Genomic DNA, 13342 nt, shown 5'->3' on the forward strand with positions numbered 1-13342 from the left:
CGTTTTAACTATACATAGAATTGCAAGCCCTGTCAATAGGTTTTCAGAAAATCTTCCGAACGGGTTTTCAGCAGAAAAAAGCTGCGGGTTGCTTCTCCCCGCAGCTGTATGTTTTCTTAATCGTCCCTCTCCTCGAAGGTCTCTTTTAATTTGTCCATAAAGCCTTTTTTCTTCGGTTTCTCCGGTTTTTCTTTTTCCGGTTCCGGCTGATTCAGGGAATTGCCTGAAAGAGCGTCAAACCGTTTGAGTGCTTCCTTTGCTTCCGGACTTAATTTTTCCGGTGTCTGGATCACAAGGGTGACGTACTGGTCTCCCCTCACCTTTGGATTCCGCACGGACGGTACTCCTTTGCCTTTCAGTCTTACCTTCGTATCTGTCTTTGTTCCAGGTTTAACAGTATAGATGACTTCCCCATCCACCGTCTTGATGCGCACATCTCCGCCGAGGGCTGCCTGTGCAAATGAAATCGGCGCTGTGGAGAAAATATTCATGTCCTGTCTCTGGAAGATCGGATGTCTGGATACCGTTACTTCCACAAGCAGATCTCCTCTTGGTCCTCCATTGGTACCCGGCTCACCTTTGTCCCGTATTCTGACACTCTGTCCATTGTCGATTCCGGCCGGAATTGATACCTGAATGGTTTTCTTGCTTGAGATATAACCGGTTCCTGCGCAGTCCGGACACTTTTCACGAATAATCTTGCCGGAGCCATGACAGTCCGGACATGTCTGTACATTCTGCACCGTTCCAAAGAAAGACTGTGAGGTGTAGACAACCTGGCCTCTGCCGCCACATCTCGGACACGTCTCCGGACTGGTTCCCGGTTTTGCTCCTGTTCCCTGGCATTTCTCACATGGATCTTTCAGAACGATCTCAATTTCCTTTTCACAGCCGAACACAGCCTCTTCAAAGGTGATCCGGACTCCTTTCCGGATATTCATACCCTTCATCGGGCCGTTACTGGTGCGGCCGCTTCTTCTTCCGCCGCCGAAAAAGTCTCCGAAAATATCACCGAAAATATCACTGAAATCCGCACCGCTGAAATCAAAGCCGCCGAATCCGCCTGCACCGCCTGCACCGCCGCCTTCAAATGCCGCATGACCAAACTGATCATACTGACGGCGCTTATCCGGATCACTTAATACAGCATACGCTTCAGAAGCTTCTTTGAACTTTCTTTCTGCTTCCGCATCTCCTGGATTCATATCCGGATGATATTTTTTCGCAAGCTGACGGTATGCTTTTTTCAGTGTTGCGTCATCGGCATCTCTGGATACTCCCAGGACTTCATAGTAGTCTCTCTTTGCCTCTGCCATAATCGTTACCTTCCCTTTCTATACAGTAGGCGCTGCCGCGTATCCTACATTTCGGTATCGGGGACCCCGGATCAAGCCGGAATCCACACACGCACAGAGATTGCGCCGGGCGCAATCTCTGTGTTCTGCCTGTTATCCGGCAGGATTATACTTCTTTATAGTCTCCGTCTACGACATCGTCATATCCTTCCGGTGCCGGTCCTGACTGTGCATTTCCACCCTGAGGTCCTGCTCCCTGAGCACCGCCCTGTGGATTTGCCTGCTCATACATCTTTGTGAAAAGTTCCTGAGAACTTGTCATCAGTTTCTCTTTTGCAGCTTTGATTTCAGCGATATTCGCTTCTGTCATTTCTTCTGCATTCGGATATTTTGCAAGGATATCCTTAAGAGCCTGAATATCAGCCTCTACTGCTGATTTTCCGGCTGCATCGATCTTGTCTCCAACATCTTTAAGTGCTTTTTCTGTCTGGAATACAATCGCATCTGCCTCATTCTTTGTATCAACAGCTTCTTTTCTCTTCTTGTCTGCCGCTTCAAATTCTGCTGCTTCTTTAACTGCTCTGTCGATATCTTCATCAGACATGTTGGAACCTGCTGTAATTGTGATGTGCTGTTCTTTTCCTGTTCCAAGGTCTTTTGCAGATACATTTACAATACCATTTGCATCGATATCGAATGTTACTTCAATCTGCGGGATTCCACGTGGTGCCGGCGGAATTCCATCCAGTCTGAACTGTCCGAGGGACTTGTTGTCTCTTGCGAACTGTCTTTCACCCTGTACAACGTTGATATCTACTGCTGTCTGGTTGTCTGCAGCTGTAGAGAAGATCTGGCTCTTCTTTGTCGGGATTGTTGTATTTCTTTCAATCAGCCTTGTTGCAACACCACCCATTGTTTCGATGGAAAGTGACAGTGGTGTAACATCAAGAAGAAGGATGTCGCCTGCGCCTGCTTCTCCGGCAAGTTTACCACCCTGGATGGAAGCACCAAGTGCAACACATTCATCCGGATTCAGAGATTTGCTTGGCTCTTTTCCTGTCAGCTGTCTTACTTTATCCTGTACAGCCGGAATACGTGTAGAACCACCTACCAGAAGTACCTGGCCAAGATCTGACGGACGAAGTCCTGCGTCAGAAAGCGCTCTCTGAACAGGCTCTGCTGTCTTTTCTACCAGATCGCTTGTCAGTTCATCAAATTTTGCTCTTGTCAGATCCATATCAAAATGTTTCGGTCCTTCAGATGTTGCTGTGATGAACGGAAGGTTGATATTGGTTGTTGTAGCGGAAGAAAGTTCTTTCTTTGCTTTTTCTGCCGCTTCTTTTAATCTCTGAAGAGCCATCTTGTCATTGGAAAGGTCTACGCCTTCTTTTGCCTTGAAATCAGCCAGCATGTAGTCTGTGATCTTCTGGTCGAAGTCGTCACCGCCAAGTCTGTTGTTTCCGGCTGTGGAAAGTACTTCGATAACACCGTCTCCGATATCGATGATGGAAACGTCGAATGTACCGCCGCCAAGGTCGTATACCATGATCTTCTGTTCTTTTTCATTGTCAAGTCCGTAAGCAAGTGCTGCTGCTGTAGGCTCGTTGATGATACGTTTTACATCCAGTCCTGCGATTTTACCGGCATCCTTTGTTGCCTGACGCTGTGCATCATTAAAGTAAGCAGGCACTGTAATAACTGCTTCTGTCACTTTCTCACCAAGGTATCCTTCTGCGTCTGCTTTCAGTTTCTGAAGGATCATTGCAGAAATCTCCTGCGGAGAATACTGTTTTCCGTCGATGTTTACTTTCTCATTTGTTCCCATCTTCCTTTTGATGGAAGAAATTGTTTTGTCTGCATTTGTAACTGCCTGACGTTTTGCAGGTTCACCTACAAGACGTTCTCCGTTCTTTGTAAATGCGACTACGGATGGAGTCGTTCTTGCGCCTTCTGTATTTGCGATAACGGTCGGCTGTCCACCTTCCATTACGGCAACACAACTGTTTGTTGTACCTAAGTCAATACCAATAATTTTGCCCATAATGCATTCCTCCTGATTTATTTCATTTTTCTTAATTAGCTACTTTTACCATGCTGTGTCTTACCACACTGTCACGGTACATATACCCTTTCTGGAATTCCTCCACGATAATATTCTCACCGGCTTCTTCGTCTTCCACATGCATCACCGCATTATGAAAGTCCGGATTGAATTCCTGTCCCAGGGCCTCGATCTGCTTGACGCCTGCGTCTTCCAGCGTCTTCATAAGCTGTCTATATACTTTATCCATGCCGTCTACAAACGGATCGTCTTTCTTTCCGTCTTCAACGCTCTGGAACCCTCTCTCGAAATTATCGATAACAGGCAGGATCTTCTCAATGATGTCCTTTGCTCCAATCTCATACATGGCCGATTTTTCTTTTTCAGTACGCTTTCTGTAATTGTCAAACTCCGCCATCTGGCGTGTCAGCTTATCGGTCAGATCTTCGATCTTCTCATCTTTTGGATCCTTTTTATTCTTTCTTTTAAAGAATCCCTTCTTTTCTTTGCCGTCGTCCGAAGCTTCCTGGCCGTCTGTGCTTTCCGGCGCGCCGGTCTCTTCCGCTTCATCCTGTGCGGTTTCATCCTCTACAGGAATCTCACCGTTTTGCTCAGCCTGCTTTTTCGCTTCTTCTACGGCCTCTTTTACCATTTCTTCCTGATTCTTACTTTCTCCCACCAGGATACCACCTTTCTGCTTTTGCTCTATTCTTTTTTGTGAAATATCGTATCCAGCTCAGTCTGCAGTGTTTTCAGTGTGTCCATGACATGTTCATAGTCCATACGCTTCGGTCCGATAATCCCTATCGTTCCCTGCATGCCTTCTCCTAATTCATAGGTTGCTGTCACAATACTGCAGTCCTTCATGTTCTGTACCGGAGTCTCATTTCCGATATAAACCTGTATTCCCTTAGTGTCACTGGAAAGTGTCTGGGTGACAAGTTCCGAAAGCTGCTGTTTTTCCTCAAAGGCACTGATGATTTCCTGTGCGCTTTGCTTGTCGGATAATTCCGGATAACGGAAAATGTTGGTGGCTCCGCTTGTATAGATCTCCATGTCCTGATCGAGCTGAATCACATTGCCTACCGCATCCAGCACATCGCTGATCACTCCGCTGTGAATGCCTGCCTGTTCTTTGAGCTTGGCAATCAGTCCCAGTGTAATCTGATCGATGGACATGCCGTTCAGCGTCGTATTCAAAAGCATGTTCAGCTTTAGAAGCGTCTCGCTTCCCAGATCCTGGTCAACCCGGATGATCTGGTTCTTGACAATGTTTCCTTCCAGCACAATGACTGCGATCAACTGTTCCTCATCAACCTGGGAAAGCTGAATAAATTTCAGCCGGTTTTTCATGCTGACAGGCGCGGATACCATCGTGGCGTAATTTGTATTGTTAGCCAGTACTTTCGCCGCCTGTTTCAAAAGCTGATCCATCTTATCCGCCTTCTGAAGCATCTGTTCCTTGATTTCCGTCACTTCCTGCTCTTTATCCTGCATGAGCATATCGACATAAAGCCGATATCCCTTGTCAGACGGAATACGTCCTGCAGACGTATGAGGCTGAAAAATATATCCAAGTTCTTCCAGATCCGCCATCTCATTCCGGATTGTAGCGGAACTTAAATTCAGATCGGTGTACTTGGAAATTGTTCTGGAACCAACCGGCTCACCTGTCTCCAGATAGTTCTGAATGACTGCTTTTAATATCTTCAGTTTTCTTTCACTCAGTTCCCGGATTAATTCCATTCAGATCCTCCTTCCGTCTTATTAGCACTCATTTATTTCGAGTGCTAATATCTACGTTTACTAATTTAGCACTCCCGCACACATTTGTCAACACTGATTCTGTATCTTTTTTGTGTCTTTCTACATATTCAGAAGTCCGACAGCAAGGATCACCATCCCATACGCTGTCCACTGTTTTTTCGTAAGTTTCTCCTTAAAAAGGATCACTCCTACTACTCCTATTACCGCCATCGCCGCAATGCTATAGGTCGGATAGGCAATGACCGCAGGGACATCGGCCAGTGCCCACAGCAGAAACCGGGCCGAAAAATAATTTGGAATTCCAATGAGAACTCCAAATAGAATTTCATTTTTTGTAATCCGCTCCCTGTTTCGTGCAACAAGCAGACCACTGATTACTCCGGAAACAAGAAAGGAAAGCATCAGGAAAAAGCTTCCAAAGGATGTTTTCCCGTATGCGTCATAAAACTTGGCCATGGCATCTCCCAGGCCTCCGCCAAGTAAAAGAAGTACAAGTCCGGCCTTGGAGCTTCCTCCCGTCCGGACCGCTCCTTTCTCCAGATTGATGAGCAAAATGGCAACCACCGCAATCAGAAGTCCGATTCCCTGGTTCCATCCCGGTTTTTCTCCAAACCAGAGGACTGCAAGTGCAGACGGGACGATCACGCCAAGCTTCATAAAGGTAGAGGACAGGATAACGCCGTTTTTCCGCACATTCCACTGCAGGAGAATGAACGCCCCGCAGTAAAGCAGACCGGTCACCACGCCAAATCCCACGGCTGTCATAGTACCGGCTTCCCCGATATGTCCCAGGTTTTTTCCCGTTGTCAAAAGCCCTGCAATGACGCAGACCGCGTAGTTCATCAGCAGAATCCCGTATTTTCCCCGACAGTACGTCTCACTTGCACGCATGAAAATGGAAACGCCTGCGCTGCAAAGAACTGCCAGAATCAGATTGATCATGAGCTTTCCTCCTCTCCCTCATCCTGCAGAAAGCAGGCCATCACATGATTGCTCACATCAATTCCCCGGTCTGTTAAAGCGATACGCCCCTGCTTTCTTTGTATGAGATTCTCCTGTTCCAGTTCCCGGATCTCATCTCCATAAATTTCTTCCACCGTATGGTGAAACCGCGCCGCAAACTCTGCTTCGGAAACACCTTCCATCATTCTAAGCCCCAGAAACATCGTCTCTTCCTGAGCTTCCCGCCCGGATAGTTTCTGCACTTCTTCCCTTGTCAGAAGCAGCGCTTCTTTCGGCTCGTTTTCACTCCAGATTTCCACATATTTCTTCCTGTCCCGGAGATTACTCCACCTCTGCTCTTCAAAAAGAGAGGCTGCCCCGACTCCAAATCCCAGATACGGAATTCTTCTCCAATAACCGATATTGTGTCTGCATTCTTTCCCTTTCTTTGCGTAATTGGAAATTTCGTACCGTTCATATCCGTATCCGTGCAGAATCTCTTTTGTCCGCTCATACATCTGCCGTTCGGTCTCTTCATCCGGCAGGAGCGGATGGTCCTTTGGATGATCCGTCTTTTCATACCAATCCCAAAACAGCGTTCCTTCCTCCAGAATCAGACTGTACGCCGAGATATGCTCCGGACAAAGACTGCATACCCGTTCCAGTGTCTTCTCATAACTTTTCAGTGTCTGGCCCGGAATTGCAGACATCAGATCGATATTAATATTGGCAAAACCTGCCTTTCTCGCCGCCTCATACGTGTTTCGGAAATCCTGCCATGTATGAATTCTTCCAAGAGTATGGAGCTCCTGGTCATTCGCAGACTGTAACCCGATACTCAAACGATTGATCCCGGCCTTTCGATACGCTTCCATCTTCTCTTTTCCATCAGTCCCCGGATTGAGTTCCATAGTAATCTCCGCATTCGGAGAAAGCGAAAATGATTCCCTCACCGTCCTGAGAATCCCGTCAACTGCCTCCGGCGGCAGAATCGACGGCGTACCGCCTCCAAGGAAGACGGTGCTGACTTCATATTCCTCTGCCATTTTCGAAGCAGTACTGATCTCCCTCCGAAGAGCCCGGACATACGCTTCCTGCTCCTCCCTTCCGGCAGGGCCGGACAGGAAATCACAATACGCACATTTCTGCACACAGAAAGGTATATGAATATATATTTCCAGTTCTTGTTTCATCTATTTATCCTCATTTCATAATCATTATTGGGGACGTGTACCTGTGCATCGGTACACGTCCCCAATGAAAAAAATAAAACAATTCTGACTATTTGTCGTCGAGTTTCAGTACGCTCATGAATGCTTTCTGTGGAATCTCTACGTTTCCTACCTGGCGCATTCGTTTCTTTCCTTCTTTCTGTTTTTCGAGGAGTTTCCGTTTTCGGGAGATATCTCCTCCATAACATTTTGCAAGGACGTCTTTTCTGAGTGCTTTTACTGTTTCTCTTGCAATGATCTTTCCGCCGATGGCTGCCTGGATCGGAATCTCAAACAGCTGTCTTGGAATTTCTTCTTTTAATTTTTCGCACATCTTGCGTCCTCTGTCGTAAGCGCTTCCTTCAAAGACGATGAAAGAAAGGGCATCCACCTCTTCTTTGTTGACAAGAATGTCGAGTTTCACGAGGGAGGACTGTTTGTATCCGAGCATCTCATAGTCGAAGGATGCGTATCCTCTGGATCTGGATTTCAGGGCGTCAAAGAAATCGTAGATAATTTCATTGAGCGGCAAGTGGTAGTGAAGGACCGCTCTGGTCGCCTCGATGTATTCCATTCCCTGGTATTCGCCTCTTCGTTCCTGACAGAGGTCCATGATTGCCCCGATGAATTCGGAGGTTACCATGATCTCCGCTTTGACCATCGGCTCTTCCATGTAGTCGATCTCACTTGGTTCCGGCAGGTTGGACGGATTTGTAAGTTCGATGACTTCGCCGTTAGTCTTGTGGACTTTATAGATAACGCTTGGTGCGGTTGTGACGAGATCCAGATTGTATTCTCTCTCCAGACGCTCCTGGATAATTTCCAGATGAAGCAGTCCTAAAAATCCGCAGCGGAATCCGAATCCGAGTGCAATGGACGTCTCCGGCTCAAACTGAAGGGAAGCGTCGTTTAGCTGAAGCTTCTCAAGGGCATCCCGGAGATCCGGGTACTTGGCTCCGTCTGCCGGGTACATACCGCAGTATACCATCGGGTTGACTTTCTTATATCCCGGAAGCGGCTCGTCGCACGGACGATCTGCGTCTGTAACGGTATCGCCGACTCTGGCGTCTTTTACATTTTTGATGCTGGCGGTGATATAGCCGACCATTCCTGCGCTCAGTTCGTCACATGGAATAAAGCGTCCGGCTCCGAAGTAGCCGACTTCTACAACCTCTTCTTTTGCCCCGGTTGCCATCATCTGGATTTTGGTTCCTTTTTTTACGGTTCCTTCTTTGATCCGGCAGAATACGATGACTCCTTTATAGGAATCATAGACCGAATCAAAGATCAGTGCCTGAAGCGGGGCCTCCGGATCTCCTTCCGGTGCCGGAATCTTATGCACGATCTCTTCGAGCACCTGGTCGATATTCAGTCCGGTCTTGGCGGAGATCCGCGGTGCGTCTGTGGCTTCAATTCCGATGACGTCTTCAATTTCTTCTGCCACACGGTCCGGATCCGCACTCGGCAGATCTACCTTGTTGATCACCGGAAAAACATCCAGATCGTGATCCAGTGCCAGATAGACATTTGCAAGCGTCTGTGCTTCCACGCCCTGTGCCGCGTCCACCACGAGAATTGCCCCGTCGCAGGCCGCAAGGCTTCTGGATACCTCATAGTTAAAGTCCACATGTCCCGGCGTGTCAATCAGGTTGAAAACGTATTCCTCCCCGTCCTTTGCCTTGTAGACTGTGCGGACTGTCTGTGCCTTGATTGTGATTCCTCTTTCCCGTTCCAGATCCATATTATCCAGTACCTGGGACTGCATCTCCCTGCTTGTCAGAAGTCCGGTATCTTCAATGATCCGGTCCGCAAGCGTCGACTTCCCATGGTCGATATGGGCAATGATGCAGAAATTCCGTATATGTTTTTGATCAATTACTGACAATGTAAAATCCTCCAATCAACTCATTATAACTGCTGTATCTTATATTAACTACTGTATTGTACAATCAGAAGCTCCACCGCCATTGTATCGGCAAGCCTTCCTGTCTTGACCTCCTCTTCTGTCGAAGCACAGTCCTCCAGAATCTGCCGAAGACTGGAAGGAGAAAACTTCTGTGCCTGTGCCAGATAGCGTCCCACCGCAAACGGCGGAACCTTGACATTTTCACTGATCTCTTTTTTCCCGTATCCCCGTCTGTTCATCTCAGATACTTCCAGCAGGATCCGGAACTGCCGTGTCATCAGAAAGAGAATCCGCATCGGCGGCTCTTTTAAGGCCAGCAGATCATAATAATACATCAGCGCCTGCTTCTGCTTCTGATCTGCCACGGCATTGACCATGTCGAAAATCTTGTTGTCTATGTGGGTCGTACAGATTTCTTCTATATCATGAATGGTAATCTCTTGTTTCCCAAGAGTATAGCAGAACAGCTTCTCAAGCTCGCCGTGGATATTTTCCATATCTTCCCCGACTTTCGTGAGAAAATACCGGACCGTCGACTGGGTAATCTGCCGTCCTTCCTTCTTCACCATGGAGAGTACCCATTTCTGCAAAGTACTGCCGTCCTGTCTGGCCATCTCCACAATGCGCCCTTTTTCCTTTACCGCCTTGTAAAGCTTTCCCCGCTTGTCCACTTCGCTCTCCACAAAAAGAAAGCACGTCGTCTCCGGCATGCTGCGGATATACTCCGCAAGCTCCGGAGAGGCGCCTTTGAAAAATCCGGTGTCCTCCATCACAATCAGTCGTCGCGGGGCGAAGAACGGAATCGTCTCGGCAAGATCGATGACCTGCCTGACATCCGTTCCCTTCCCCTCGTAATACGCATAGTTCATCGTATCCCCTTCGGGGAGCATCGCCTTGGAAAGCCTGTCCTTATACTGCTTTTTGAGATAGCTCTCCTCACCGTACAAAAGATATACCTGTTTAAATTGTCCTGTTTTGAGATCTTCATTTAAACTTTTCATACCGCTATTCTAGCATAGAACATGTTTTTCCGTAAACACCCTATTCCAAAAATTTTCGGATGGTCATTGTCTCCCCTTTGACCAGCAATGTGATGGCTCCGTCCTCTTTTGTACAGAATGTCTGGATTCCACAGGTTTCCAGACGTTTCAGAAGCTTTTCTCCCGGATGTCCGTATGGATTGTCTTTTCCCGCAGAAATCAGTGCATACCTTGCATTGTTCTGTTCTAAAAACGCTTCTGTCGCTGCTCCGTCAGAACCGTGATGGGGAACTTTCAGTACGGTATAGGTTCCTGAACCGCTTTCTCCCTGTAAGAAGTCTTCTTCTCCTGCTCCTTCCAGATCCCCGGTAAAGAGCATGGAAAACTTCCCGCTGGAAAGTTTTAAAATCATGGATGCTTCATTTCCCGGTTCTCCTCCATATTCTTCGGAAGGGCCAAGACAGGAAAGCTCTGTCCCTGCCCTGTCCCGGATTGCTTCCCCCGCTTTCATGGTCCGCACTTTTGTCCCTGCTCTTTTTGCGGTCCGTGCCAGATTTTCAAGACCTTCATCCCACAGATGCTGCTCGGGCAGAACCAGTGTCCGGATGCCGACGCCCACCTCCTGGCGCTCCAGCATTTCCTGTATCCCGCTGATGTGATCCGTATCTCCATGGGAAATCAGGACATAATCCAACATCCGGATTCTCTTGCTTTCCAGAAACGGCTCCAGCGTGTATTTTGCCAGCATCTCTTCCGATGTGCTTCCTCCGTCTACCAGACAGTCCAGTCCTCCCGGCATCCGGATCAAAATCCCGTCCCCCTGACCCACGTCTATCATGGTGACTTTCAGCTCTCCGTAATGCTGGCTCCATGGGCCAAGAAGCAGAGTCAGTGCAAATATAAGGGCGGACATCCCCGATTTTTCCTTTCCTTTTCGGAACAGCAGATATACCAGCATCAGTAAAAACAGATAGAGAAGAATCTGGATTGTATCCGGTTTTCCGGTGACAATTCTTGCCAAAGGCAGTTTCAGCATGATCCGGCAGTTCCATTCGTAAAACATCAGAACCGCCTTACTGATCCAGAGAATGACATCCGCAAGAGGGGGCAGCACCAGACAGCAGATGCTTCCCAAAAGACCGGCTCCCATGACAACCGACATCATCGGAATTACCCAGATATTCACAAGGACCGAGTACAGCGGAAATTCATAATAGGAAGAAAGAAGGACCGGAAAGGTCAGAAGCTGAATGCACAGCCCCGGATACGCTGCCCAAAGCAGTTTCTGCCGGATGGTTTTCTTCCTTTTTATTCCAGGAGTTTTCTCTTTTTTTCTTTCCTTGTCTTTCAGTTCCTCCAACCGGATTCGCAGCTCTTCCCCTCCCCAGATGGCAAAGATCGCACCAAACGAGAGGAGAAATCCCGGATCAAATACGGAAAGAGGCGCTGTCCCCACAATCACAGCAGCGGAAACGACAAGGCTTGTCAAAAGGTCATAGACTCTTCCCGTCACCTCTGCTCCCATCCGGATAAAATACATGTAAACTGCTCTTCTTGCCGAGACACTGAATCCCGTCATCACTGCATACGGGAGCAAAACAAGGATGCCCAGGGCGGCGCTTCCAGAAAACGGGACTCCCGCCTTTCGCATTGTCCGGTAAATCAAAAGGCCGATAAAGGACACATGAAGCCCCGAGACCGCCAGAAGATGAGCAATTCCGTTTTTCTGATACAGCTCTTTCACCTCCGGATCCAGGGCACTTTTATCTCCCAGGAGAATTCCGCTTAAAACCGCACCCTCGTCCCCCATTCTGTCCAGAAGTTCTTTCTTCCACCGCTCCCGAAGAGAGGCAATCCATTCTTTTCCATATTGAATTGTGTTGTCTGTAACTTTGATTGATTCCGAAAAGATCATTCCGTAGATATTCTGATTCTGATAATAAGACCGGGAATCGAATGTTCCCGGATTAGAAGCCCTTTCAAACAGATGAAAGGTGCCTGTGACTATGATCGTATTGCCGATCCTGTAATCGCTCCACTCGGAGCTGTAGATGATATACGCCCTGTCTCCCGCACGAAGATACCATGTCGGGCCCTTTTCCCTTTGTTCTCTTTTAAAAATACGCCCGCTCACACAGATCTTTTCTCCGTCCATCCGCAGTACTTCCGGCGGGAACTCCCATTTGGCTCCCGCCCAGAAGACCAGACAGCGGATCACAAGAAAAACAAGGCACATTACTGCAAGCGGCCTGTTTTTCAATCTTTATTTTTCTCCTTCTACAAGATCCAGATTTCTCGACAGCGGCTGGTCCAGCGGAACGCTTTCGCCGAAGTTGATATTACTCTCACCGTTGATGGAAATCTGTACCTGGCCTGCCATCCCGCTCTCCACAATCGAATTGACGATCGAGTAAATCAGGATCTCAGGCTTTACATTGGATTTCATGTTCATCAGTTCCTGATCAAAATTGACATAGCAGATCTGATCCCTTGTGGATACACTCAAGATCTTGGTATTGGCCGGAATCGTTGCATAGGCTCCCGAAGAGGACGGCCCCTTCAACAGCTGCTCAATCACCAGACGTTCCATGGAGATATTACTGTTGTACCGGACATTATTTACCGTTTCCTTAACCAGTTTGTCCCCGTCTTTGTTGGCGAAATAAAGCGTCAGTGACGTAGACTGATAGGAGTGGAGCGAAGATCCGACATTCTGTATAAAATCCTCGTTACTCATCAGGCCGACCGGCGTATTGTCTGCCGCCATCAAAGGCTCCTCTCCGATATAAAAAGAGACATAATCGATCCCGGAGATCTGTACCAGTGATTTTACAACCGCCGCTCTCAAAAGCACTTCTTCTGCGGCATCCAGAGATGTGTATTTCTCATTAAAAGTAAGATCCACCTGTTTTCCGTCGATCTCAAACTCTTCCACCCTCACGTCATTCTGAAACGGGGTCTGATAGTCCTCTGACTCTTCAGCCGGTTTTTCCAGTGCATCCAGCACATACTGTACCTGCTCCGCCTTTGACCCGTCTTTCTTTTCCCCGGCAATTCTCACAAGTTCCGTCTTATCCGCACTTAAGTAAAACAGTCCAAACTCTCCCTGCTTGACCTGCTCTCCTCTCCTGCAGCCGGACAGGAGACCAGACGCCATGAGTATGACAAGCAGAAATGATACAATCCTTTTTCCTTTCATG

Annotated in this window: 10 protein-coding genes; all 10 read right to left on the minus strand. The window is 47.9% G+C overall.

The genetic code is table 11. The annotated features are described in order from the left end of the window. Nucleotides 1-116: 116 nt before the first annotated feature. Complete coding sequence (gene dnaJ / locus B5E64_RS04750) at nt 117-1316, minus strand: molecular chaperone DnaJ (RefSeq protein WP_087167380.1); 1200 nt, start codon at nt 1314-1316, stop codon at nt 117-119. 145 nt (nt 1317-1461) lie between these two features. Then, on the minus strand, nt 1462-3336 hold the full coding sequence (gene dnaK, locus B5E64_RS04755; protein ID WP_087167381.1) for a molecular chaperone DnaK: 1875 nt from the start codon (nt 3334-3336) through the stop codon (nt 1462-1464). Nucleotides 3337-3367: 31 nt separating this feature from the next. Next, a complete protein-coding gene (grpE, locus tag B5E64_RS04760) occupies nt 3368-4018 on the minus strand; it encodes a nucleotide exchange factor GrpE (protein WP_343215492.1) in 651 nt (216 codons plus the stop codon). Between the two features lie 23 nt (nt 4019-4041). Next, entirely contained in the window at nt 4042-5082 is a 1041-nt protein-coding gene (gene hrcA, locus B5E64_RS04765) for a heat-inducible transcriptional repressor HrcA (protein ID WP_087167382.1), read from the minus strand. Between the two features lie 120 nt (nt 5083-5202). Beyond that, a complete protein-coding gene (locus B5E64_RS04770; protein WP_087167383.1) occupies nt 5203-6045 on the minus strand; it encodes an EamA family transporter in 843 nt (280 codons plus the stop codon). Beyond that, entirely contained in the window at nt 6042-7238 is a 1197-nt protein-coding gene (gene hemW, locus B5E64_RS04775) for a radical SAM family heme chaperone HemW (protein ID WP_087167384.1), read from the minus strand. Before hemW ends, B5E64_RS04770 begins: the two co-directional genes overlap by 4 nt. An 88-nt stretch (nt 7239-7326) precedes the next feature. Then, nucleotides 7327-9141 (minus strand): translation elongation factor 4, encoded by a 1815-nt coding sequence (gene lepA / locus B5E64_RS04780; protein ID WP_087167385.1) that lies wholly within the window; start codon nt 9139-9141, stop codon nt 7327-7329. Nucleotides 9142-9185: 44 nt separating this feature from the next. Next, the gene (holA, locus tag B5E64_RS04785; RefSeq protein WP_087167386.1) at nt 9186-10163 is read right to left on the minus strand and encodes a DNA polymerase III subunit delta; all 978 of its coding nucleotides are present in this window, start codon (nt 10161-10163) and stop codon (nt 9186-9188) included. 40 nt (nt 10164-10203) lie between these two features. Continuing rightward, nucleotides 10204-12402 carry a DNA internalization-related competence protein ComEC/Rec2 gene (locus B5E64_RS04790; protein WP_087167387.1) on the minus strand — a complete coding sequence of 733 codons (2199 nt, stop codon included), beginning with the start codon at nt 12400-12402 and terminating at the stop codon, nt 10204-10206. Between the two features lie 3 nt (nt 12403-12405). Next, nucleotides 12406-13341, minus strand: coding sequence for a GerMN domain-containing protein (locus tag B5E64_RS04795; protein WP_087167388.1), 936 nt, complete (start codon nt 13339-13341; stop codon nt 12406-12408). Between the last annotated feature and the right edge of the window lies 1 nt (nt 13342).

The organism is Drancourtella sp. An12 (genome assembly GCF_002160935.1).
Taxonomy (GTDB): Bacteria; Bacillota; Clostridia; order Lachnospirales; family Lachnospiraceae; genus Sellimonas; species Sellimonas catena.

Bases quoted from the DNA above. Each gene is read 5' to 3' on its own strand.
- dnaJ (WP_087167380.1), bottom strand. From the start codon at position 1,316: ATGGCAGAGGCAAAGAGAGACTACTATGAAGTCCTGGGAGTATCCAGA.
- dnaK (WP_087167381.1), bottom strand. From the start codon at position 3,336: ATGGGCAAAATTATTGGTATTGACTTAGGTACAACAAACAGTTGTGTT.
- hrcA (WP_087167382.1), bottom strand. From the start codon at position 5,082: ATGGAATTAATCCGGGAACTGAGTGAAAGAAAACTGAAGATATTAAAA.
- B5E64_RS04770 (WP_087167383.1), bottom strand. From the start codon at position 6,045: ATGATCAATCTGATTCTGGCAGTTCTTTGCAGCGCAGGCGTTTCCATT.
- hemW (WP_087167384.1), bottom strand. From the start codon at position 7,238: ATGAAACAAGAACTGGAAATATATATTCATATACCTTTCTGTGTGCAG.
- holA (WP_087167386.1), bottom strand. From the start codon at position 10,163: ATGAAAAGTTTAAATGAAGATCTCAAAACAGGACAATTTAAACAGGTA.
- B5E64_RS04795 (WP_087167388.1), bottom strand. From the start codon at position 13,341: ATGAAAGGAAAAAGGATTGTATCATTTCTGCTTGTCATACTCATGGCG.